Source organism: Flavobacterium sp. PL002 (genome assembly GCF_054165825.1).
Genome location: NZ_CM135110.1, coordinates 1,797,293 through 1,821,665 on the forward strand (window position 1 = coordinate 1,797,293; position 24,373 = coordinate 1,821,665).

The 24,373-nt window shown below is 33.2% G+C and carries 25 protein-coding genes; 13 read left to right on the plus strand and 12 right to left on the minus strand.

Annotated elements, in window-relative coordinates:
* Positions 1-5 precede the first annotated feature (5 nt).
* The 3 genes from ACVEGE_RS07815 to ACVEGE_RS07825 all read right to left on the minus strand — a co-directional run bounded on the left by ACVEGE_RS07815 (position 6) and on the right by ACVEGE_RS07825 (position 3,308).
* Positions 6-1,001 carry an NAD(P)H-dependent glycerol-3-phosphate dehydrogenase gene (locus ACVEGE_RS07815; protein WP_173851280.1) on the minus strand — a complete coding sequence of 332 codons (996 nt, stop codon included), beginning with the start codon at positions 999-1,001 and terminating at the stop codon, positions 6-8.
* 286 nt (positions 1,002-1,287) lie between these two features.
* Complete coding sequence (locus ACVEGE_RS07820) at positions 1,288-2,445, minus strand: iron-containing alcohol dehydrogenase (RefSeq protein WP_192499902.1); 1,158 nt, start codon at positions 2,443-2,445, stop codon at positions 1,288-1,290.
* A gap of 92 nt (positions 2,446-2,537) precedes the next feature.
* Positions 2,538-3,308: a type 1 glutamine amidotransferase domain-containing protein gene (locus tag ACVEGE_RS07825; protein WP_173855981.1), complete on the minus strand. Its 771-nt coding sequence runs from the start codon at positions 3,306-3,308 to the stop codon at positions 2,538-2,540.
* Positions 3,309-3,395: 87 nt separating this feature from the next.
* Here ACVEGE_RS07825 and ACVEGE_RS07830 point away from each other — a divergent pair, with 87 nt between their 5' ends.
* From ACVEGE_RS07830 to ACVEGE_RS07860, 7 genes are all read left to right on the plus strand, one after another.
* Positions 3,396-4,292: a LysR family transcriptional regulator gene (locus tag ACVEGE_RS07830; RefSeq protein WP_192499903.1), complete on the plus strand. Its 897-nt coding sequence runs from the start codon at positions 3,396-3,398 to the stop codon at positions 4,290-4,292.
* A gap of 78 nt (positions 4,293-4,370) precedes the next feature.
* Positions 4,371-5,063, plus strand: a complete 693-nt coding sequence (locus tag ACVEGE_RS07835; protein WP_192499904.1) for an NUDIX hydrolase — start codon at positions 4,371-4,373, stop codon at positions 5,061-5,063.
* A gap of 74 nt (positions 5,064-5,137) precedes the next feature.
* Positions 5,138-5,971, plus strand: coding sequence for a ribose-phosphate diphosphokinase (prs, locus tag ACVEGE_RS07840; protein WP_192499905.1), 834 nt, complete (start codon positions 5,138-5,140; stop codon positions 5,969-5,971).
* Complete coding sequence (locus tag ACVEGE_RS07845; protein WP_192499906.1) at positions 5,968-6,435, plus strand: nucleoside 2-deoxyribosyltransferase domain-containing protein; 468 nt, start codon at positions 5,968-5,970, stop codon at positions 6,433-6,435. The genes prs and ACVEGE_RS07845 overlap by 4 nt, the downstream gene beginning before the upstream one ends.
* A gap of 1 nt (position 6,436) precedes the next feature.
* Positions 6,437-6,826, plus strand: a complete 390-nt coding sequence (locus ACVEGE_RS07850; RefSeq protein WP_192499907.1) for a hypothetical protein — start codon at positions 6,437-6,439, stop codon at positions 6,824-6,826.
* 5 nt (positions 6,827-6,831) lie between these two features.
* Entirely contained in the window at positions 6,832-7,674 is an 843-nt protein-coding gene (locus ACVEGE_RS07855) for an ADP-ribosylglycohydrolase family protein (protein ID WP_192499908.1), read from the plus strand.
* Positions 7,675-7,730: 56 nt separating this feature from the next.
* Entirely contained in the window at positions 7,731-9,185 is a 1,455-nt protein-coding gene (locus ACVEGE_RS07860; RefSeq protein ID WP_192499909.1) for a nicotinate phosphoribosyltransferase, read from the plus strand.
* A 77-nt stretch (positions 9,186-9,262) separates the two neighbouring features.
* On the opposite strand, the gene nadD is transcribed toward ACVEGE_RS07860, so the two are convergent.
* From nadD to ACVEGE_RS07895, 7 genes are all read right to left on the minus strand, one after another.
* Positions 9,263-9,844, minus strand: a complete 582-nt coding sequence (gene nadD, locus ACVEGE_RS07865) for a nicotinate (nicotinamide) nucleotide adenylyltransferase (RefSeq protein ID WP_192499910.1) — start codon at positions 9,842-9,844, stop codon at positions 9,263-9,265.
* Positions 9,845-9,855: 11 nt separating this feature from the next.
* Positions 9,856-10,242: a four helix bundle protein gene (locus ACVEGE_RS07870; RefSeq protein ID WP_192499911.1), complete on the minus strand. Its 387-nt coding sequence runs from the start codon at positions 10,240-10,242 to the stop codon at positions 9,856-9,858.
* A gap of 40 nt (positions 10,243-10,282) precedes the next feature.
* On the minus strand, positions 10,283-10,855 hold the full coding sequence (gene gmk / locus ACVEGE_RS07875) for a guanylate kinase (RefSeq protein WP_173855977.1): 573 nt from the start codon (positions 10,853-10,855) through the stop codon (positions 10,283-10,285).
* Between the two features lies 1 nt (position 10,856).
* Positions 10,857-11,717, minus strand: coding sequence for a hypothetical protein (locus ACVEGE_RS07880; protein WP_192499912.1), 861 nt, complete (start codon positions 11,715-11,717; stop codon positions 10,857-10,859).
* Between the two features lie 22 nt (positions 11,718-11,739).
* Entirely contained in the window at positions 11,740-12,600 is an 861-nt protein-coding gene (locus tag ACVEGE_RS07885; RefSeq protein WP_173851265.1) for a YicC/YloC family endoribonuclease, read from the minus strand.
* Between the two features lie 77 nt (positions 12,601-12,677).
* Complete coding sequence (locus ACVEGE_RS07890; protein WP_192499913.1) at positions 12,678-13,574, minus strand: DMT family transporter; 897 nt, start codon at positions 13,572-13,574, stop codon at positions 12,678-12,680.
* Complete coding sequence (locus ACVEGE_RS07895; protein ID WP_192499914.1) at positions 13,567-13,926, minus strand: arsenate reductase family protein; 360 nt, start codon at positions 13,924-13,926, stop codon at positions 13,567-13,569. Before ACVEGE_RS07895 ends, ACVEGE_RS07890 begins: the two co-directional genes overlap by 8 nt.
* Positions 13,927-13,998: 72 nt before the next feature.
* Between ACVEGE_RS07895 and ACVEGE_RS07900 the strand changes: the two genes are divergently transcribed.
* Positions 13,999-14,454 carry a DinB family protein gene (locus ACVEGE_RS07900; protein ID WP_173855974.1) on the plus strand — a complete coding sequence of 152 codons (456 nt, stop codon included), beginning with the start codon at positions 13,999-14,001 and terminating at the stop codon, positions 14,452-14,454.
* Positions 14,455-14,608: 154 nt separating this feature from the next.
* On the opposite strand, the gene ACVEGE_RS07905 is transcribed toward ACVEGE_RS07900, so the two are convergent.
* Complete coding sequence (locus ACVEGE_RS07905; RefSeq protein WP_192499915.1) at positions 14,609-15,352, minus strand: DUF3298 and DUF4163 domain-containing protein; 744 nt, start codon at positions 15,350-15,352, stop codon at positions 14,609-14,611.
* Positions 15,353-15,543: 191 nt separating this feature from the next.
* Between ACVEGE_RS07905 and ACVEGE_RS07910 the strand changes: the two genes are divergently transcribed.
* Positions 15,544-16,686: a cystathionine gamma-synthase gene (locus ACVEGE_RS07910; protein ID WP_192499916.1), complete on the plus strand. Its 1,143-nt coding sequence runs from the start codon at positions 15,544-15,546 to the stop codon at positions 16,684-16,686.
* 53 nt (positions 16,687-16,739) lie between these two features.
* Here ACVEGE_RS07910 and ACVEGE_RS07915 read toward each other — a convergent pair whose 3' ends face one another.
* Positions 16,740-17,540, minus strand: coding sequence for a THC0290_0291 family protein (locus ACVEGE_RS07915; RefSeq protein ID WP_192499917.1), 801 nt, complete (start codon positions 17,538-17,540; stop codon positions 16,740-16,742).
* A gap of 275 nt (positions 17,541-17,815) precedes the next feature.
* Here ACVEGE_RS07915 and gdhA point away from each other — a divergent pair, with 275 nt between their 5' ends.
* The 4 genes from gdhA to ACVEGE_RS07935 all read left to right on the plus strand — a co-directional run bounded on the left by gdhA (position 17,816) and on the right by ACVEGE_RS07935 (position 24,371).
* On the plus strand, positions 17,816-19,159 hold the full coding sequence (gdhA, locus tag ACVEGE_RS07920; protein WP_173855970.1) for an NADP-specific glutamate dehydrogenase: 1,344 nt from the start codon (positions 17,816-17,818) through the stop codon (positions 19,157-19,159).
* A 130-nt stretch (positions 19,160-19,289) separates the two neighbouring features.
* The gene (porZ, locus tag ACVEGE_RS07925; protein ID WP_192499918.1) at positions 19,290-21,578 is read left to right on the plus strand and encodes a type IX secretion system anionic LPS delivery protein PorZ; all 2,289 of its coding nucleotides are present in this window, start codon (positions 19,290-19,292) and stop codon (positions 21,576-21,578) included.
* A 49-nt stretch (positions 21,579-21,627) separates the two neighbouring features.
* Entirely contained in the window at positions 21,628-22,341 is a 714-nt protein-coding gene (gene recO / locus ACVEGE_RS07930) for a DNA repair protein RecO (RefSeq protein ID WP_192499919.1), read from the plus strand.
* 137 nt (positions 22,342-22,478) lie between these two features.
* Positions 22,479-24,371 carry an outer membrane protein assembly factor BamB family protein gene (locus ACVEGE_RS07935; protein ID WP_173855967.1) on the plus strand — a complete coding sequence of 631 codons (1,893 nt, stop codon included), beginning with the start codon at positions 22,479-22,481 and terminating at the stop codon, positions 24,369-24,371.
* Positions 24,372-24,373 lie beyond the last annotated feature (2 nt).

Sequence of the window (24,373 nt, forward strand, 5' to 3'; positions counted from 1 at the left end):
TAAGCTTAATCTAATTTATCAGTTAGTTTACTAAAAACGGCTTTAGCATCTTTATGTTCATATAGTATTTCATATACAGCATCAATAATAGGCGTTTTAGCTCCATAACCTTGATTTAGTTTATAAGCACTTTTAGTAGCGTAATATCCTTCAGAAACCATGCTCATTTCCATCATGGCACTTTTTACGGTATATCCTTTACCAATCATGTTACCAAAAGTTCTATTTCTAGAAAACATAGAATATCCAGTAACGAGTAAGTCTCCTAAATAAGCCGAATCATTAATATTTCGTTTCATTTTATGGACTTTTTTGATGAATTTTTTCATCTCTCTAATTGCGTTACTCATTAGTACCGCTTGAAAGTTATCACCGTAACCTAAACCATGTGCAATACCAGCGGCTATTGCGTAAATATTTTTAAGCATAGCGGCATATTCAGTACCAATAATATCATCAGTGATTTTAGTTTTGATGAAGTCTCCTGCAAGATTATCAGCTACGATTTTAGCTTTCTCAGCATCACCACAAGCAATCGTTAAATACGATAAGCGTTCCAGTGCCACCTCTTCGGCATGACAAGGGCCAGTAACAACACCTATGTTGTAATAAGGGATGTCGTATGTAAAATGAAAATGTTCTCCCACAATCATACTCGTTTCAGGAACAATTCCTTTTATGGCAGAGAAAATTACTTTGTCTTTTAGAGAGACGTTCATTTTTTCTAATTCGGCACCTACAAACGCTGATGGAATAGCAAATATGATGTAGTCAGCATTAGTAATTGCTTCATTAATATCGCTAGTAAGTTTTAGTTTGTTTGTATCAAATTCAACAGCACTTAAATAATTAGGATTGTGCTTATATTTTTTTATGTGTTCAATTGCAGTTTCATTACGCATGTACCAGTAAACCTCTGGTAGATTTACACATAACATTTTTGTGATTGCAGTTGCCCAGCTACCTCCGCCAATAACTGCAAATTTTAAATTTTTGGCCATTTTTTTATTAAATTTAGTCAAAAGTACTTAAAAAATGGGTGAATTTTAGAATAAAAAAAACCTGAAAATCTGTGATGATTCTAAAGTTCTATTCTTGGAATTAAAAATAAATCGTATTTTTTAATAATTATATAAAATAATTTTACTTTTTTAACGTTATTGTGTAATATTAATCTATTTTTTAGTAAATATGAGAATTGAGTTAGTTAGTAGGTGTTATTAAAAAGGCGTCCTCAATAAATTAAGAACGCCTTTTAATCTCACCGTATTATCGTGGTATTTTATACTAGTAACTCATTTCGACAATAGCTTTCACTTTGTCTAAAGTAATGTTTTGTTTTTCTCCAAGACCTTTCCAACCTCTTTCGTCAAAACGTTTTACAATAAAATCAGCTGTATCGCTATATTCTTTTGTATAGTCAGAAAGTTTAGTGTCCATTCCCATTTTGTGGAAAAATGCTACTGTTTTATTGATGGCTTCTTTTGCAATTTCGTCTTCCGTTCCTTCTAGATTGAAGATACGTTTTCCGTATTGTGCTAGTTTTGCTTTTTTAGTTTCGAACATTACAGTATATAAACTTGGAGCAATTACAGCAAGAGTTCTTGCGTGATCAATTCCGTACATTGCTGTTAATTCATGGCCTATCATGTGTGTTGCCCAGTCACTTGGAACTCCTTTTTGGATTAATCCATTAAGTGCCATAGTACAAGACCACATAAAGTTTGATGCCAATTCATAGTTGGCAGGATCTTCAACTACTTTAGGACCTACTTCAATCAAGGTGTGTAAAATTCCTTCGGCAATTCTATCTTGTAAATGTCCTTCATGAGGATACGTTAGGTATTGTTCCATAACGTGCGTGTAAGCATCAACAACACCGTTTTGTAATTGTCTCTTAGGTAAAGATTGAATTACTGTAGGATCTGTTATTGAGAATTTTGGAAACAAGGCCGAACCACCAAAAGCTAATTTCTCTTTAGTTGATTCGATGGTTACTACTGCTCCGGAGTTCATTTCGCTTCCAGTTGCAGGCAAAGTTAATACTGTTCCAAACGGAATAGCATTTTCTTTAATTAAGATACGCTTTTGCAAAATCTCAATTGGATCCCCTTTATAGTTTACTGCACCTGAAATGAATTTTACACCATCAATTACAGATCCACCACCTACTGCAAGAATAAAATCTATTTTTTGTTCTTTAACAATAGCAACAGCTTTCATCAAAGTTTCAAAATGTGGATTTGCCTCAATTCCTGAAAATTCTACTATTTCGTGTCCTTTAAGATTGTTGATTACTTGCTCGTGTATTCCGTTTTTAAAGATACTTCCACCACCGTAAGCTAATAATATTTTAGCTCCTTTTGGTACAAGTTCTCCTAATTTTTCTATTTGTCCTTTTCCAAAAACTAAATTGGTAGGATTATATAATTCGAAGTTTAACATAATGTTCTATTTTTTATAATTTTAAAAGGCTCCCATTACCTTCAATTTCTATTATAGAATCGTTGTAATTAAGAGCCTTTAAAAAGTGTTAATTATTTTTTAGCATTCAATTGCGCTAACAATTTTTCTGCTACTAATTTAGATGAAGCTGGATTTTGTCCAGTAATCAATAAACCATCTTCTACTGCGTATGGATTCCAGTCTGCTCCTTTAGAATAAGTGGCACCATTAGCTTGTAAAGCATCTTCTAATAAAAACGGAACAACATCAGTTAATCCAACTGCAGCTTCTTCCGTATTTGAAAATCCAGTTACTTTTTTACCTTTCACTAAAAATTCTCCGTTTACTTTTACATTTTTCAACACTGCTGGTGAGTGACATACAAAAGCTACTGGTTTATTATTAGTATAAAACGAAGTAATTAATTTACTAGAATCTTCACTTGATGCTAAATCCCATAATGGTCCGTGACCTCCTGGATAAAATACGGCATCATAATCTGACTCTTTTACATCCGTTAATTTGTGAGTTTTACTCAATTTAGCTTGTAATGCTGTGTCTTTATCAAAACGTTTTGTGTCTTCTGTTGCAAATGATGCATCAGCACTTTTTGGATCAATTGGAGGTTGTCCTCCTAGTGGAGTTGCAATATCAATTACAACGCCTTTATCTGCTAACTCATAATAGGGTGCTGCAAATTCTTCAACCCAAAATCCTGTTTTTTCTCCTGTGTTCCCTAAATCTGAATGGCTAGTTAGAACGAATAATACTTTTTTCATCTTAGTTTTTTTTGTTTTTTGTGCAGTTGCTGTAAAACAACCTACTGTTAATACTAGTATTGCAAATAATGCGACTTTTTTCATTTTGTTATTTTGTTTGTACAAATTTACGACTATTATGCTATCAGTAAAAATAATTTAAATTATGTTTGTGATAAATATATTTATATCATGGTTAATCTAGAATGGTACAGAACATTTAAATCGGTGTATAAAAATGGTAATTTTTCGCTAGCCGCCAAAGAGCTGTTTATAAGTCAACCCGCAGTAAGTCAACAAATAGCCATGTTGGAGGCGCACGTAGGCTATAAATTATTTAATCGAAAATCAAAAGGAGTAGATCCTACTGAGTACGCTAAGTTACTCAATAACTTGATTATAGAAGCACTTGATCGATTAGAAAATGTAGAAAATGGCTTTAGAGCCAAAGCGTTTAATGCGAATAGGTTAATCACTGTTGGTATATCAAAACATTTCTTTAACAGCCTTGGTAATTCATTGATTGGAAAGTTTGATTACATTGACTTTAGTTTTCATGAAGATCAAGACCTCTTTGAACTAGTGGATACTAAAAAAGTTGATTTTGCCATAACCACACAGCAATACGACACTTTTGATACGGTACTATCTAAAGTAGGTCAAATAAAACAAGTCATCGTAGGTTCTGCCGCAATTGATGCTTCTGAAGTAAAGGCAAAAATTAAAAAAGAAGATTTCGTAGCAGTCGAATATTGGTTAAACGAACAAAAGTGGTACAGTCATGATGCTCGAATTCCGCATGTAAAAGTGTTTTGGTTGCATGTTTTTGATAAAAAACGACCTACAATAATCCCGAATTATATTATCCCATCAGAGTTTGAGATGTTGTCGGCAATGGAAAAAAACAATGGTATAGCAGTAAGTTGGGATTGTAATGTAAAGTCTTTTATAGCAGACAAAAAATTACAGTTAGTATGGAATAGCAACAAGATGCCTTGTACTGATGTGTTTTTACTATCAGGAAAAAACGATCAATTTAATACTGCTTTCCAAGTAATTGAAGCAGAGTTAAAGCATAGTTTAGCTTAATCATCCTAAACTTTATTGGGTAATTCCTAAGAAATATAAAACAATTTTTATATTTGTTTAAATCATACGCATTAAAAAATGAGTGAACATCAAAAGATTAAGGTGGCGGTAGATGCTATTGTATTTGGTTACCAAAACAATCAGCTGTATGTATTGTTAATTCAACAAAAATTTGGAACTCAAGAATCCTATTGGGCTTTACCAGGTGGTTTAGTTCATGACGACGAATCTTTGCAAGACGCTGTAAAAAGAGAACTGAAAGAGGAGACGAATATAACTGTGAATTATTTTGAGCAGCTCTATACTTTTGGCGATGATGTATTTCGTGATCCTAGAAACCGTGTAATTTCAGTTGCTTATTTTGCCTTGGTCGATCCCTCAAAACTAAAAGTCAAAGCTAATTCGGATGCAGACAATGCACAATGGTTCAAGATTGATGCGATTCCCAAGCTAGCTTTTGATCATACTCTTATTTTGGCAAAAGCAATTGCGAGGCTAAAAGCCAAACTTACATACGAACCTATCGGTTTTGATTTGTTACCCAATGAGTTCTTATTCTCTGAACTCGAAAATTTATACTGCACTATTTTAGAGAAAGAAATTGATCGAAGAAACTTTAGAAAAAAAATAATGAGTTTCGAAATTATCGAAGAAACTCCTCATTTTTCTCCTGTAAAAACAGGACGTCCAGCCAAATTATTTAAGTTCAATAAGAACAAATACACTGCTTTAGCAAAGAAGGGTTTTTACTTTGAAATAAAGTTTGCGTAATTTTTACACAAATAAAATTGCGTATTCAAAATTTATATTTACATTTGTGTATAATTAACGCAAAATAAAAAATTATGATACTTAATCTAGACCCAAAATTCAAACCATTTACTAATGAGAAAGAAATGGTTTTTCAAAGTTTTACTTTTTCTGGAGGAGAACCTCATATCAAAATCGATCCAAATTTTGATGTTAACCAGAAAGTAATTATTACGCACCGTTTGAATTCTTTTAACGATTTGGGATTGCTATGTATTGCTGTTGATGCGTTGCGAAGAATGTATGTAAAGCAAATCGAACTTTTTATTCCGTATTTTCCAGCGGCGCGACAAGATCGTGTGATGATTAAAGGAGAACCATTATCAGTAAAAGTATATGCTGATATAATTAATGCCATGCAGCTCGACAAAGTATTTGTGTTTGATGCACACTCAGAGGTAACGCCAGCTTTGGTCAATAATTGTGAGGTGATTCCTAATCACACTTTTATTAAAACAGTTATAAAAAACATTGGCAACGAAGTTAAATTAATCTCTCCTGATGGTGGTGCTTTGAAGAAAATCTACAAAGTATCTGAATTCTTAGGAGGAGTAGAAGTGGTAGAATGTAGCAAAAGCCGCGATGTAAAAACAGGTCGTTTGTCTGGTTTCAAAGTGTATAATGACGATTTACAAGGAGTTGATTGCCTTATTGTTGATGATATTTGCGATGGTGGAGGAACATTTGTTGGCTTGGCTGCGGAACTAAAAAGCAAAAATGCCGGAAAATTATATTTGGCGGTAAGCCACGGGATCTTCAACAAAGGTTTTGAAGTTTTGGATTGTTTCGAAAAAATATTTACTACCAATTCCTTTAAAGATTTTGAGGGAGAAAGTGTAGAAGTAATTGGATTAGATCAATTGATATGAAAGTCATTTACCCTACAAGCAAAATTGAAGCAAAAGGACTGAAAATATTTCTAGCGGGAACAATTGACATGGGGAATTCGATGGATTGGCAACAAAAAATAATTGATGACCTTCAATTGTTATATCATGATAAAGAGCTAGCGATCTTAAACCCAAGACGAAAAAATTGGGATTCTAGTTGGGCACAAACTATAGAAAACGAACAATTTAGTTCGCAAGTAAATTGGGAGTTAGACGCACTTGAAGCTTCGGATTTTATAGTTATGTTTTTTGATAAAAACTCTAAATCGCCAATTTCAATGTTAGAACTTGGATTATTTGCAGATTCAAAAAAAATTTTGGTTTGTTGCGAAGAAGGATTTTGGAGAAAAGGAAATATAGACATTGTTTGTAAACGAAAAGCAATTCCAACTTTTGAAAATTTAGAAGATTTAATTAAGGACTTAAAAACTAAAATTAATTAAAATGGATTTCTATTTAAACACCGATAATTCATCAACACGTTTGTTTGAAGAATATAAGACTCATCAATCTATTGTAGTTGCATTTGACTTCGATGATACCGTTTATGATTTTCATAAAAAAGGACGATTGTACAATGATGTGATTGAATTGCTAAAAAAACTGCAATCCATAAATTGCTATTTGATTTGTTGGACTGGGCAGGATGACATAGATTTTGTATCGAATTATTTAAAGAAAAATAATATTCCTTTTGATAGTATAAACGAAAATCCAACTTTTCATAAGTCATCAAGTAGAAAAATATATGCCAACGCCTATTTGGATGATAGAGCAGGCTTAAAGCAGGTTTACGATGAATTGAATCAATTGGTTTTAGATATAAAAAAATAAAGATTATGATTTTAGAAGCAGCTATAGGAGACGCATATGGAGCGGGTTTTGAATTTAGAAAGATGGAATTTATACTTAAAAACAACAATCTAACCCAATATCATAAGCACGGTCTTTATACCGAAATATATAAAAGATATACAGATGACACTCAAATGGCAATTGCAATTTCAGAGTTATTATTAGAGGAAGAAAATTGGAATGAGATAAAAGTAGCTAATAAATTTGTTGAAGTTTTTCATAGAGATAAGAGAAGAGGTTACTCTGACCGAGTTTACAACTCATTGGATGCTAGTAAAAATGGATCTGATTTTATTAAAATAATAAATAATGGTAGTAATGGTAACGGTTCGGCAATGAGAGCTTATGCTATCGGACATCTCAAAAATATAGAACAATTATTAAGTTTTTGTGAAATTCAAGCAATAACTTCACATAACACAAAAGAGGGAATTAGCTGTGCCAAAAGAGTAGCATTAGCAGTACACTTTTTTAAATATAATTTAGAAAATCAATCGACTTTAACGGACTTTATCAATGACACTTTAAAGGAAAAAGAAAATTATCGTATTACTTCACCTATTGATATGCATGGTTATCCTACAACGCAAGCTGTAATAAAAATTGTTTCAGAAGCAAGTTCAATGAGTGATTGTTTGAAAAAGAGTATTGATTATGGAGGAGATACTGATACTGTTGCGGCTCTTTGTATGGCTATTTTGAGTCAGAAAAAAGGAAGTGAACAAACTTTACCTAATTTTTTATACGAAGAACTTGAAAATGATACTTACGGGAAAAATTTCTTAATTAAGCTTGATGTAGCGCTAAATAATAAATTTAGATTCTAAAAGAAAACAGATAATCAATTTAAAATGCTCCATTAGAGCAAAATAATCATAACACTATGAACCCACTATTATTAACTGATGGTTACAAAGTAGACCACAAAAGACAATATCCAGACGGAACAACGTTAGTATATTCCAACTGGACACCTAGAAAATCAAGAATTGATGGTATTGACAAAGTCGTGTTTTTTGGCTTGCAATATTTCTTGAAAAAATATATTATTCATGATTTTGAAACCTATTTTTTTAAACAACCAAAAGAGGAGGTTGTTAAAAAATATGCACGTCGCATCAATAATTATTTAGGCGAAAATCAAGTAGGCACCAAACATATCGAAGATTTACATGATTTAGGGTATATCCCGATGGTATTCAAGGCACTGCCAGAAGGGGTCAGTGTACCTATTCGTGTGCCTATGTTCACGATGTACAATACCATTCCTGAGTTTTTCTGGCTAACAAATTATTTCGAAACCTTACTTTCTGCAGTGATTTGGTTGCCTTGTAATTCGGCTACAATTGCTAAAGAATATCGTCAAGTATTAGACAAATATGCTGCCGAAACATCATCAACACCTGAGTTTGTAGATTGGCAAGGTCACGATTTCTCTATGCGAGGAATGGGCGGAATCGAAGCTGCAGTAACATCTGCTGCTGGACATTTATTGAGTTTTACAGGCTCAGATACGATTCCTGCTATTGAGTTTTTTGAGGACTATTACAATGCAAATTCAGATGTAGAGTTAATCGCAGGATCTGTTGCGGCTACAGAACACTCTGTGATGTGTATGGGAACAACCGAAGGAGAATACGAGACCTTCCAAAGATTAATTTGTGAGGTATACCCAAAAGGAATTGTGTCTATCGTTTCAGATACTTGGGATCTATGGAAAGTGCTTACAGATTATTTGCCTCGTTTAAAAGACGAAATTGTAGCTAGAGAAGGAAAAGTAGTAATTCGCCCAGATAGTGGTGATCCCGTGGACATTATCTGTGGTAATCCAAACGGAAAAACCGAACAAGAAAAGAAAGGAGTGATCGAATTGCTTTGGGATGTTTTTGGAGGAAGTACCAATGCCAAAGGATTCAAAGAATTAGTTCCACAGATTGGAGCGATCTATGGAGATAGTATTACAGTAGCAAGATCTATCGCTATTTGCGAACGTTTGAAAGCCAAAGGTTTTGCGTCTACAAATGTCGTACTAGGGATAGGATCTTTTACCTACCAATACAATACTCGAGATACTTTTGGGTTTGCAATGAAAGCTACCTATGGTGAAGTGAATGGAGAAGGTAGAGCTATTTTTAAAGACCCCATTACAGATGATGGTACTAAAAAATCAGCCAAAGGTTTGATGAAAATAGAATTAGTAAATGGAGAATACCAATTAACAGACAACGTTAGTTGGGAAGAAGAGCAAAAAGGCGAACTGAAAGAAGTTTTTAGAGACGGAAAATTGATAGTCGACTTAAGTTTGGCAGAGATAAGAAATCAAGTCAAAAAGAGTTAATTAGAAATAAGTACTAATGCAAAAGCCTAAATAATAATTATTTCATTTAGGCTTTTTTATGTTCGATTTAGAGGCTTTTACTTCCTGTAAAAATTATTGTGATCGATGTATTCCCAAACTTTATTAGGTAAAAGCGGTTGGATATTTTTACCTTCCTTTATATTGTTTCGAATAAAAGTAGAAGATATTTCAACGATAGGGGCATCGATTATGTGAATTCTAGGATGATCTTTAAGTTCTAAATTTTCTGCTTCAGATGATATTCTTGGGTAAACATAGATGTCATGATTTTGCAAAATCACCTCATAGTTCTTCCATTTATGCAATGATTTCAAATTATCTTCCCCCATAATCAACGAAAAGTCATGATTGGGATATTTTTCTTCTAGGTGAACTAATGTATTTACAGTATAATTAGGTTGTGCTAATTTAAACTCAATGTCCGAAGGTTTGATTTTAGCATAATCTTCGGTAGCTAGATGAACCATGTGCAATCTGTGAAAATCGTCCAGTAAAGTACTTTTCTTTTTATGCGGATTGTGTGGTGTAACTACCATCCAAACTTGATCCAAATCAGAATGTTCTGCCATGTGATTGGCAATGATTAAATGGCCAACATGAATGGGGTTAAAAGTCCCGAAATATAGTCCTATTTTCATTGTTCTAGTAACTAGTGATTAGTAAAAAGTAATTGGTTTTTGAGCGTTTTAATAAAAGAATTAATCATCTTTGATTCTTCTTCAATTTGTCCCAAGACTTCTTTGTACAGAGGTTGATTTGTAATAAAACCAAGTTCATTAGCAATAAGTAACTGAGTTTCAATTTCGAATAATGAGCCTCTGGAAATGTTTAAAAAAGGACTAAATGATTTCTCTGTATTTCTTCCATAACCCTCAGCAATATTAGACGGAATAGATACTGAAGCTCTTTTTAATTGACTGCTTAGGGCATATAGTTCTTCTTTTGGAAAAAACTTTACTAGCTCATAAACTAAAAAGACAATTTTAATTCCCTTTTGCCAAATCAGTAAATCTTTATACGATTTTATTTCTCCCATTTTTAGGCTACTTACTAGTCACTCTTTACTAATTATTTTTTTATTTACTTACAAAATCCTTCACTAATTCAACAGCCTCTTCTAAAGCGACCTCCAAATCGTAATTCTTAATAACTACATCAAATTGTGGTGCTGTTGCTAGTTCTACAGAAGCTTTTGCAATACGCATGTTGATTTTGTCGTCACTTTCCGTAGAGCGCTTTTTAAGTCTGATTTTAAGTTCATCTATACTTGGTGGTTTTACAAAAACAGCAAGTGTTTCTTCAGGGAACTTAGATTTTATTCTTAATCCGCCCGCTACATCAATATCAAAAATTACATTTTTGCCTGTAGCCCAAATGCGTTCAATTTCTGTTTTTAAAGTTCCGTAAAAGTTATCGCGATATACTTCTTCCCACTCAACAAAATCTTCATTTTTAATATGGGTTTTAAAATCATCAAGCGACATAAAATGGTAATCTGTACCATTCACCTCTTCGCCACGAGCTTCGCGTGTTGCAGCCGAGATTGAAAACTCTAAATTTAAATGTTCTTGTTCTAATAAATGTCTAACAATGGTAGTTTTTCCAGATCCTGATGGTGCCGAAAAAACAATTAATTTCCCTTTTTTCATTTTATTTTTCTTTAATAAAAGAAATTGACTTGGTGTCAACTATGATTTGTTTTACAATATTTTTATCTCCACTAGAACTAGTGGTTTTAAACCTTAATTTACTTTTTTCGGCAGACGCTAATTTCTCCGAATAGATGGAGCCACGACAATCGTTTAAAATTAATTCGTCTTTGTAATTTAAATTATTCTGAGCATCAAAACTTAAAATAATATAGCCAGAATCTGTTGCTGCTCCACACATTCCTTGGATATTTGGATTGCCACCAATTTTGTATTTTAAAAGCACTTTTGTCTCCAGTTTGGTTTTAGTACTATTGACAATTTCTAAATGATCATAAGCTATAGAAAAACCAGCTAAATCGATAGTTGTTTTGTTATCTAATTTCAAGAAAGCAAAATCTTTTACAATAGGATTATCCTGAAAATCGAAAACTTTAAGTTTTAATTCTTTGGTTTTACTGAACCATTTTGTATCAGCTGCCTCATTATAAATAGTGAGCTTTTCTTCAAAATCGGTAATCGATTTTATATAATCAATTTTAGTCCAAACGTTTTCTCCTGAGACATTAAAAGTCACTATTTGATCTTCTAGAGTTTTATTTTTTAAAGAGTAAAGAGTTAGTCCGTCAGAGAAATCATAAATACCAACAATTGGTATGTTTTTTTTATATTGGTTGTAATAATACCAACCTTTTACAGAGTACACTCCTTGATGATCATTAGAAAAAGAGGAAAGTTTTAAATAAATGGTAATATCATATTTGCCATCAATGGAACCGTGAAAAATTTTACTTTTGGTTCTAAATTGTTCCAAGTTGATTTTATACTCTTGAGAAAAAGCATTGAAGGTAATTAATAACAAAAAAAATATTTTTTTCCACATTTTAAAGTACATTCAAAACCTGTTCCTTAATTTTCTCCAATTCGTCTTTCATTTGAACGACTAATTTTTGCATCTGAGCATGGTTTGATTTGGATCCCATTGTGTTTATCTCACGACCCATTTCTTGGGTAATAAAACCTAGTTTTCTACCATTAGCTTCTGTTCCGTTGATGGTCTCCAAGAAATAGTCCAGGTGATTGGTCAAACGTACTTTTTCTTCGGTAATATCTAATTTTTCTAGGTAGTAAATCAATTCTTGCTCAAAACGGTTTGCATCTACATTTACTTTTAATTCATCAATTGCAGTTTGTAAACGGTCTTTTATTGCTTGTACGCGTTCAGGATCCAGTGCTAGAGCTTCGGTCATGTACTGGCGAATGTTACCTATGCGCAACTGAAATTCTTTTTCAAGTGAGGCTCCTTCGTCTTTTCTAAAAGTCAAGATATTTTGAACCGCTTCTTCAATAACCGTTTGGATTTCGATCCAGTCATTTTCGTCAATTTCATCGCGCTCAATTTTTAATGCATCAGGCATTCTAATGGCCATTTTCATTAATTCAGTTTCATCAGCAGCGGCATAAATTTCTTTAAGCTGGCCCATGTATGCTTTTACTATTGGTGCATTAACCTTTGTGGTAGTTTGTTCAGCGGTGCTTTCGATAAAAATAGAAAAATCTACTTTTCCTCTTTCTAGTCTAGAGGCTAATTGCGTTCTTAAACCCAATTCCATTTCGCGGTATAAAGAGGGCATTCTTACGTTTAAGTCTAAACCTTTACTGTTTAGCGATTTTACTTCAACAGTAATTTTTTTATTGGGTAAGTGTAAAGACGCTTTACCAAAACCGGTCATTGATTGTATCATATAGTTGTATAAAGAGGTCAAAGATAATGAAAAGGTGCTAAACCCACAAAACGAGGGTTTTTAAGCAAATATTGATTTTATGAAGTGGGTTTAAGAGCTGGTTTTTGTGTAACCATATAAACACCAATAAATATTAATAAAGCCGAGGCTATTTTAGTAAAAGACAATTCATCTTTGCCTAAGCTGATCGCAAAAACAGTAGCGAAAAAAGGTTGCAAATAAATAAAAACAGCTACCGTGGTAGGTTTTAATTCTTTCATTGTAAGTAGGTTGAGTAAATAGGTTAGGAAAGTCGATATTACAACGACAAAACCTATTTTCCAACTAATATCTAGCGGAAGCGCAGTCCAATTTAAAGCTTCAATTTGGCTCCAGCCAAAAGGTAAAACCATTAATAAGCCAAATAAATAGATCCATTTTACAAAAGTAAAAGCATTGTATTTATCCATTAATTTTTTTACAATGATTAAATAAAAACCATAGGATATAGCGTTAACAAGCACCAGTAAGTTACCTAAGGTGGCATTTGAGCTGCTGCCAATTGCTTTGCCATATAATATGAGTGAGCCAGTTCCTATAAGTCCTAATACTATTCCAGTCACCATTCTTTTACGCATGCGCTCTTTCATGATTATCGCTGACAAAATCAACACAATCATAGGTGTTGTCACCATTATCACAGCTGCTGATATGGGCGAAGTAAGACTCAATCCTTTAAAAAAGGTAAGCATGTTGAACGCTACGCCAAAAAATGCTGCCGCAACAATACGCGGAAAATCACTAGGATCTATTTTTTCTTTTGGCATAAACAACCACGCCATCCAGAACAGCAATGTGGAGCCACCTACGCGCAATAAAATAAAGCCGTAAGCATCAACGTAAGCAGGCATGACATCTTTAGCAATGGTAAATGTAAGTCCGTAAATTATTGAAACAAGCGTAGCGCCAAAAAGTGCAATTGTCCTTTTAGACATTATTTAATGCTTTCATTACCTGAAGCATGTTTTGTTGCGTCCCACCCACATATACGTTGCTGTCAATAACAAAAACAGGACGGTTTAAAAACGTATAATGTTCCAAGATGTATTTCTTATAATCGTCCTCAGTCAACGATTGATCCTTTAGATTCATGGATTTATAGAGCTGTGCTTTTTTACTAAACAAGGCTTCGTAGCTTCCTGATGATTGGTACATTTTGTCCAATTCTTCTTCAGTAAGAGGTGTTTGTTTGATGTCTCTAAAAACAAGATTGTTGTCTTTAGGCAATGTTTTTATAATTTTTCGGCAGGTATCACAAGAGGCGATATAATATATTTTATTCGACATAGTTTTTAAATCTTTGTGCAAAGAAAATAATTTGAAACTGAAAATGATTATTTTTAGCAAAAAAAACATAAAATGAATACAACACTTGCTATTACAAGAACAAATAGAAACATCCTCAAGCAAATTTTAGCCAAATATACGCTACAACAACTCAACGAAATTCCGGCGGGTTACAGCAATAATTTGATTTGGAATATCGCCCACGTGGTAGTAACCCAGCAACTATTGGTTTACAAACTTTCGGGCTTGCCAATGCTAGTTTCAGATGAAATGGTAGAAAAGTATAAAAAAGGCAGTAAACCAGAGCATAATGCAACCCAAGAAGAAGTCGATTTAGTTCAAGGATTGTTGTTAAGTACAATAGATCAAACTGAAATTGATATTGCACATAACAGTTTTGCCAATTTTGTCGAGTACCCAACATCAACCGGTTTTGTCTTAAAAAATGTGCAAGATGCTATGGCTTTCAATGATTTTCATGAAGGAATTCACCTTGGGATTATCATGACTATTCGCAAGTTTATTTAAGCCGTTTTCAGGAGCTAATCCTGCTATTCGTTACAACCACATTCATAAAACCTCCATTTTTTAAAGCCTAGAAGGAGCTTCCGCTGGTCGCTCTTCTAGACTAAAAAAATGGAGGTTTTATTTCATGAGGGTTTTCACTGCTATCAGGGCTAGGTTAATGGATTATTAGGAAATTTTTTAATTCTTCGTAAGGAATTAATAATTCTTTTGGACCATCGGCATAAGCGGCAATTTCATAACGGTTGTAATATAATAGCAATCCTTTATCAGTATAAAAAATGTTTATTGGTAACTGAAATTGATCTCCTTCAAACATAAACTTAGTTGCATTAATACTATGGTTTTCGGGAATTTTATATTTACTTCTAAATTTCTTTTCGGCGAAAGCCTTAAAAGTATTTGAGTCTTTAAATAATTGGTTGTTCGTAATTGCTTTACCCGTTTTTGGGTCAAATAATAAAGAGCGTAATCCTTGATAACCATGGGCGCCACCAGTATACGCATAATGGTTTATTTCAATATTCAAAACACTATCTGTTTGGTATTTTATACTTCCTTCAATTTTTGCCTCCCAGCCAAATTCATCTTTTGGGAATTCGGTTTTTAATTTTTCGTAGGAACCTATAAAATCACTAACTAGGCTATCATAATCCTTTGAAGTATAAGGTTTTTCGCCAAAATAGATAATCTCTTTTAGTACAGAAAAAACTTTTTTATTAATGCTATCGCTAACAACGGCATCACCTTTAGCAATAGGGATGCTCATATTAATCTCGGGGCAGCTATCTTCACACAATAAGCTAGATTTCTTATTGTAGGTTTGGTTCTCAAAGGTGAGTTTCTTTTGGCATCCTGCTAGTAGTAAAAATAAACTCAATAAATATACAGTACGTCTCATTTGGTAAAAGGTGTTAATTATATACAAAGGTATAGGGTTCTGGTTCATTAAGAGTAAATTAAAAGGTAAATTTGTAAAGCTATTAATCTCACTCTTTTAAAGCAATATAGCTGATTTTAAGCAAGTATTATCGAAAAATAGACTTAAAAATCAGGAATTTATAGCAAATTAAAAAATAAAATCATTCCAGCATGAAATTCAATACTAAAACAATTCACGGCGGACAGCATAACGATCCTTCAACCGGAGCGGTGATGCCGCCAGTTTTTCAAACGTCTACATTTGCACAAACAAGCCCAGGTAAACCTGTAGGCGATTATGGCTATAGTAGGTCTGCAAATCCCACACGGTCTGCTTTGGAAGAAGCTTTAGCAAGTATAGAAAACGGTGCGAAAGGATTGGCTTTTTCTTCAGGATTAGCCGCCACAGACTGTTTAATGCGCTCTTTTAAAGCGGGTGATGAAATCATCACTATGGATGATTTGTATGGCGGAAGCTATAGAATGTTTACGCAAATATATAAGGACTCAGGAATTAAGTTTCATTATGTGGATATGAATAATCTTGATAATGTTAACGCGGTAATTAATGAAAACACTAAAATGATTTGGGTAGAAACGCCTACTAATCCCTTAATGAAATTAGCTGATATTGCTGCAATTGCAAAAATCACTACCGCAAACAATATTATGCTCGCGGTAGATAATACTTTTGCCACACCTTATTTACAAAACCCAATAGATTTAGGTGCTGATGTAGTAATGCATTCGGCAACAAAATACCTCGCGGGACATTCGGATGTGGTGGCTGGAGCTTTAATAGCTAAAACGGCGGAGCTAGGAAAACAGTTGCACTTTCAGCAATTTGCTACGGGGGCAACTTTAGGGCCTATGGATAGCTTCTTGGTTTTAAGAGGGATAAAAACATTACATCTGCGAATGCAAAGACATTGTGAAAACGGGGAAAAAGTAGCCAGTTTTTTAAACAACCATCCAAAGGTAAAAACAGTCTATTATCCGGGATTAGTAACACACCCTTTTCATGAAATTGCTAAAAAGCAAATGAATGGTTTTGGAGGTATGGTTTCTTTTGATTTTGTATCAGGAATAAAACAAGATTCCATTACATTTCTTGAAAAATTGAAATTATTTACTCTGGCTGAATCTTTAGGAGGAGTAGAATCATTAGCAAATCATCCCGCTTTAATGACGCATGCCTCTATTCCTGAAGACAAGCGTAAAGAAGTTGGAATCACTGATCACTTGGTTCGTTTAAGTGTAGGGGTTGAAGATATTGAGGATTTACTTGAGGATTTAAAACTAGCATTAGCATAATTATTATCCATAAAAAAGTCCCAATTTAATTGGGACTTTTTAGATTAAAATATTTAGTTGTCTAGGTAGTAGATGTAGCCTACGTTAAGCCATAGCAACCAGTCATTTGTTTTGTTTTCGGTGTATATTTTTCTATTTGGATTAAGACCGTCAATCCAGTCTGTATTAAAATATTGAAATCGCATGTCTATCATTAAATCAGCCATAGGAGTTAGTTTGTATCGTGTTCCTAGACTTGAGACTAAAGATAGTGCCGTTCCTTTTTCACTAGAAAAACCATATATTCGTCCTGCAGATGGAGTTAAATATTTAGGGAATGTTGCCGCTACTGTTCCTAATGTTCCAAGAGTAGAATTAACTTCGGTTTTATAACCACTTATTTGTCCTCCAAAACTAATGAAAGGGCCAAAACTACCAGTTACTTTTTCAAAATCATGAATGTCTATAAAATTGTATTCTAATTGCATTCCGAAGTTTATAAGTTGGGTAGTGCCATACATTCCTTTTAATTGTTGTGCGGCAAGAGAATTGGGTTCTTTCTCTACATATATTCCTTGATGTTCTAAATTAGATTTACTATAAGATATTTCCGACCTTACTTTAAAATGTTCTTTAAAGTAAGTATCTTCACTAAATGTTCTTTGATTGTAAGAGAAGTTTAAAAAGTGTACAATCCCGATTCCAAAACCAGAATTACTGAAATTATTTCCAATATTATTCCTTTGCCCATAATCAGATCGCAACTCAACTGGACCAGCAATAACACCAATCTCATGGGCAATACCCTGTTGTGCATTTGAGCTATTTGAGAGACCAAATAAAAAAAATAGGATAAAAGGAATCTGTTTGAACATATTTGGAAGTTTACAAGATGGGACAAATATATAAAAAACATCAATTAAGATTAGAAATAAAAATAAAAAATAAGTAATTAAAAGCTGAAATGCTTAAGAAAAACTCAACGATTATTAACAAAGAGTACTTAGCTAAGCTGCGTTTTTAAAGAAAGGTTGAAAAAAAAATAATTCGTCTAGAATTAACAAAATAATAAAATAAAATTATTTTTATATAACGTATCTTTGTGCACACTAACGAAAACGTTTTCTTAAACGTTAATAATCTAATAATCATGTCACAAAGTATATCTACTTTTATTGAAGCGGTTACAAAAAAGAACCCCAACGAGCCGGAATTTTTACAGGCAGTTTTAGAAGTTGCTGAAACAGTAATTCCATTTATCGAAGAAAATAAGAAATACCAAAACAAAATGCTTTTAGAGCGTATGGTCGAGTCAGATCGTATTATCATGTTTAGAGTAGCTTGGATTGATGACAAAGGACAAACTCAAGTAAATAGAGGATACCGTATTCAAATGAATTCGGCTATTGGACCATATAAAGGAGGTTTACGTTTTCACCCATCGGTGAACTTAAGTATCTTGAAATTTTTAGCTTTCGAACAAACATTTAAAAATAGCTTAACTACATTACCAATGGGTGGTGGTAAAGGTGGAGCTGATTTTGATCCAAAAGGAAAATCAGATAATGAAGTAATGCGTTTTTGTCAAAGCTTCATGACTGAATTATCTAAACATATTGGTGCTAACACTGACGTTCCTGCAGGGGATATTGGAGTAGGAGGAAGAGAAGTTGGATATATGTTTGGTCAATATAAAAGATTAAGAAACGAATTTACTGGTGTTTTAACTGGAAAAGGAATTTCTTTTGGAGGTTCATTAATCAGACCTGAAGCTACAGGATACGGAGCTGTTTATTTTGCTCAAAGTATGCTTGAAACTAAAGGAAATAGCTTTGCTGGTAAAACAGTTGTTGTTTCTGGATCAGGAAATGTTGCGCAATACGCTACAGAAAAAGCAACTCAATTAGGCGGTAAAGTAGTTACTATGTCTGACTCTGCTGGATATATCTACGATGCTGACGGAATTGATGCTGAGAAATTAGCTTTTGTAATGGAGCTTAAAAATGAATTAAGAGGAAGAATCAGTGAGTATGTTGCAAAATATCCAAATGCAAAATATGTTGATGGTGCACGTCCTTGGGAAGTAAAATGTGATATCGCATTGCCTTGTGCAACTCAAAATGAGTTAAACGAAGCTGAAGCTAAAGCACTTGTTGCTAATGGTTGTATTTGTGTAGCTGAAGGAGCTAACATGCCTACAACGCCAGAAGCTGTTTTAGTTTTTCAAAAAGCTAAATTATTGTTTGCTCCAGGAAAAGCATCTAATGCTGGTGGAGTAGCAACATCAGGTCTTGAAATGTCTCAAAACTCTTTGAGATTAAGCTGGTCATCTGTAGAAGTTGATGAAAAATTAAAAGGAATTATGCTTGCTATTCATGCTTCATGTGTACAATATGGTAAGGATGCTTCAGGATATGTTGACTACGTAAAAGGAGCTAATATTGCTGGATTCGTTAAAGTAGCTGATGCTATGTTAGCGCAAGGAGTGGTTTAATCTTCTTTTTTTAATTATATAAAAATGCCTTCAACCTTATTTTGGTTAGAAGGCATTTTTTTTATCGAAATAGAAAAAATCCGTTTCCGTTCTTTATGTTATCTTTGTGAATCTAATTAGTACTGATAAAATGATAAAAAGAATTCTTGGCTTTCTATTTATTCTAAGCATGCACCCAGCGTTTTCTCAAAACAATTTGTCATGGCAAGGCTATTTTTCGTATAACGAAATTAAAGATGTTACTGCTTCTGCAACTACTGTTTATGCCGCTTCAGAGAACGCATTGTTTAATGTCAACACCCTAAGTAACCAGATCAAAACTACAACTACTCTAGACGGTCTTTCAGGCCAAACAATTAGCGCGGTATATTATAGCACAATTTTAAATAAAAGAATTGTAGGTTATGAGAACGGTTTGTTGATTGTAATTAATGAAGCTGACAATAGTATTCTAAAAGTGGTAGATATAATTAATAAACAACTACCCGCTAACCTAAAAAGAATTAATAATTTCATGGAATATGACGGAATCATCTATGTTTCCTGTGATTTTGGAATTGTTCAATTTAATTTAAAAACAATGCTCTTTGGTGACACCTACTTTATAGGAGATAACGGAGCTCAAATACAAGTTAAGCAAACTACAATTAATGGTGCTTTTATTTATGCGGCTACCAGCATGGGTATAAAAAGAGCTACATTAATTAATGAAAACCTTAATGATTATAAGCAATGGTCACAAATTGCGGTTGATAATTGGTCAGATATTAGTTCTTTTGGTACAGAATTAATTGCAATAAATACTTCGGGGTATCTGTACAAATACAATCCGGCTTCAAATACATTTTTGGGATTTGTTCCGCTCAATCAATCGGTGCTTGATTTATATGCTGCCGCTGATTATTTGGTAATAACCACAGCCACTACTATACATATTTATAACAAACAATTGGTTTTAATTCGTCAAATACAAAACAATACGGTACCTGATATTACTCCTGTTTTTACATCAGCAGCAACCATTGGAGAGGTTATTTATATAGGAACAAAAGAAAATGGATTGTTAAAAACAAATGTAACAGCAGGTGCTGGATACGAGAATTTGACACCTATGGGGCCACTACGAAATAATGTTTTTGCAATACAAAGCGGATCAGATTTTTTCTGGGCTGTTTATGGAGATTATTCGGTGGATTATAATCCGTATCCTTTGGATGATTTTGGTATTAGTAAATACAGTACTTCGGGTTGGTTGAATATTCCGTTTAGCGAAGTGCTTGGAGCAAAATCGATTAGTAGGGTTACTATTAATCCAAATAATGAAAATGAAGTTTACCTGAGCTCCTTTTACTCGGGTTTGTTGAAAATTGAAAATGATGCACCCACTGTTTTGTACAATCAAAAAAATAGTGGTTTAGAAACATTAACATTTGTAGGACCTGATTATATTGATGTTCGTATAAATGGTGCTGCATTTGATAAATCAGGAACTTTATGGGTAACCAATAGCCGAATAAAAAACGGAATAAAAGCTTTCAGTAAAAGCGGGCAATGGCAAAGTTATGGTATGGATGCAATCCTAGATGTTAGTGAGGATAATAGTTTTGGAACCATAGCAATCGATAAAAATAATACAAAGTGGATGGCAACTAATAAAAATGGAGTCATAGGGTTTAACGAAAAAGGGACTGTCTTTAAGAAAATTACTTTTGGTCCAGATGCGGGTAATTTACCTGTTGCAGATGTAAGAGCAGTTGCGATAGATACTAAAAACCAACTTTGGATAGGAACCACAAAAGGGTTGCGAGTTTTATCAAATATTGGTCGTTTTCAAACAGATAATCAATTAACTACTAGTGCTATAATTATTGTTGATGATAATTTACCTCAAGAATTGTTATACGAGCAATATATTACTGATATTGCTGTTGATGGTGCTAATAATAAATGGATAGGAACTGCAGACTCTGGGATATTCATGGTATCTGCTAACGGACAAGAAACAAAATATCATTTTACGATAGATAACTCGCCGTTGCCTAGTAATGCGATTAATGATATTGCGATTAATGGTGTATCTGGAGAAGTATTTATTGCTACTGATAAAGGATTAATTTCCTTTAAAGGATTAGCAACAAAAGCAAATGATGACTTGAGTAATGCGTATGTTTATCCTAATCCCGTTCGACCTGGATATACGGGTACTGTAAAAATTGCGGGTCTAATAGATAAGGCAAATGTTAAAATTACAGATGTTACAGGTAATTTGGTTTATGAAACAACTGCTGAGGGTGGCACGATTGAATGGGATACAACAGCTTTTGGAAAATACAAAGTCGCTTCAGGGGTTTATATGATTTTTATAGCTGCTGAAGACGGAGTTGAGACTAAAGTTAAAAAAGTGATGATAATCAGGTAATTAAAAAAAAAGTCATTTTTAAATTAGAGAATCTTATAAATTATTAATTGTGCAAGTAAAAACTAAGGCCATTGTTATTTCCTCTTTAAAATACCAAGAAAAAAGCCTGATCGTGAAATGCTTTACGCAGTCGCATGGCCTGAAGTCTTATTTTGTTCGCGATGCTTTCTCCGGAAGGAAATCAAATCAAAAAATAGCCTATTTCCAACCGCTTTCTATCTTAGAAATTGAGGCAGTTCATAAAAATAAAGGCACTTTAGAAAATTTTAAGGAAATAAAAATCAGTACACCTTTTAAAAGTATTCATTCGGATATTTATAAAAGTACGATGGTGATGTTTATTTCTGAAGTTTTGTACCATTCGATACACGAAGAAGAAAAAAACGAAGCACTTTTCTCTTTTTTAGAAGCAGCATTATCGTGGTTAGATCATCACGATGAAATTGCTAATTTTCATTTAATTTTATTACTCGAAATCACCAAATACTTGGGCTTTTATCCAGATGTAGATGATATTGACATGCCTTTTTTTGAAATGACCGAAGGTGTTTTTACGCCATTACATGCCATAAGTTCTTTAACGGCTCATGAAACAAGTTTATTTAAGAAATTAATAGGCTTGCGTTTTGATAATCATGATAAAATATTTCACGTAATCGAAAGGCAAATTGTACTCAAAATTTTAATAGATTATTACAGTTACCACCTTGATGGTTTCAAAAGACCAAAATCATTAGAGGTATTGAAAGAAGTTTTTTCTTAAAATTAACTTAAAAAAATTTTAATTTTAGTTATCTTTGGCCTTTGGTATTTGTGAGGAAATAAATATTTTTTGAAAGGATTAAAACATTTGCAATACTAAGCATGCCCTAAATTACATATTATTTTAAAAATTTATTTATGAAGAAAATTACACTTTCAATTCTGTTAGTATTATTAGTTAGTTTCTCGGGTTTTGCCCAGAGAACCTATGATGAGATAATTACTACAGAATCTAATGTACAAGATTTAGTTCAAAACGAAATAACAGGTGTTATTGTTTTTAAAGAAGGCGGAACTATTAAAGGTGTTGATCCTGAGTCCAAAAAAATAATCTGGACTTTAACGAGTGAGGATTTTGGAAAAACGAGCGCAGCAGATATTTTAACAGATCCAGATTTTGGAAAATTATTTAAAGAAAAGAGTGATTTAACAAGTGTGGCTGGAAGTCCTTATGTTGAAGCTTACATCAATTCAAAGTTTTTGATTATAAATACTGATACAGGAAAAGTTGCTTACAATTCTTCTAAAGAATCATTTTGGGTAACACAATCTGATTTTCTTCCTGAAACAGATGAGTATTTACTTACGCTAAAAAGCGGTGGTAATATGGCTATTGCTTTGATTGACATGAAAACTGGAGATCTAAAATGGAATACAGTTGTTGATGAAGCAAAATCACTATTTAGTTTTTCTTTAAAAGAATCAGCTAATACAAATATTGCTCGTGTAAACGGATCAATTATCTATTACTTATTGTACGGAAAATTGTATTCTTTCGAAAAAGAATCTGGAAAATTAAACTGGAAAGCTGATGAAGAATATTCAAAGTTTTTCCTTACTCAAAATGATAAAAATATTGTTGTTGTAAATAGTAAAGGAGTTTTTTCTAATAAACAATATTTAAATGTACTGAGCACTGAAACCGGTAAAAGTATCTGGAAAGAGTCTATCAAAACTAAAAGAGTGGTATACCTAGAAGACTGGGGAACAAAATTATTGATTGCTCATTACGGAGGTTTCAACTTTTTTGACCTAAAAACGGGAGAGAAAATATGGAAAAAGGATGCTAGAGGAGATGGCTTGAAAAGAGTTATTCCTATTGAGCAAGACTTTTTATATGTAGCTGAAAATGAAATGATGTTAATTGACAAAGATGGTCAAAAACTTTGGAAAAAATTCATTGAAATTGCTGATGATAAAGAAGATCCTATTTATTACCTAGGAAGAGTAGGAGAAAAAGTAATGTACCTTACGGGGACTTACGGGAATATGGTAGATTATAAAACTGGAGTTAAATTATGGAAACGTAATATTAAGTTTAATGATAAAAGACCTGTTTTACCTACGTATGATGAGGCTACAAACGCTTACTTAGTATACAACGATGAGGAACTTTATAAATTTGATCCAAGCATTGATGATAAACCAGAGCCATTTGCTAAAGTAAATGTAAAAAATGAGAAAGATTTAAACAGTATCGAAAACTATCCTTGGGGAGTTGCAATATCTGGTCCAGTTGAGGTTATGGGAATCGCATTAGACGGAACTGTAAAATACCATAATGTTTACAAACAACCGGGTGAAACAGGTAGAAGATTGCTAAAAGGAGCGTCACTTGTAGGTAGTTATGCTATGGGAGGTGCATCAGCAGTAAATGGTTTTGCGGGTCAAGAAGTAGATTTAGTATTTAGAGATGATCAAGGAAATATAGTAGGTACTGCACATAAAGATGCTGACAAGAAACTTTTAAGAAAGTCTAATAATCAAGCTGCTGCTTCGGCTGCTTTAGGTGTTCTAGCAACTAAGTTTAACTCTCGTTTCAATGCGATGAAACAAAACAGAGATTACTCTTATATTTTTGCTAAAGAAGAAACTGGTGAAAAAGTTTTAATTAAAGTTAGAAAAGCAGATGGTGTTGAGGTAGATAAAATTATCTTTAAAAACAACAAGCCTATCTATGAAATAGATCCTGCGACACAAAACATTTTTTATGTGTTGGATAATTCTATTCAAATTTTCAATAAGAAATAATT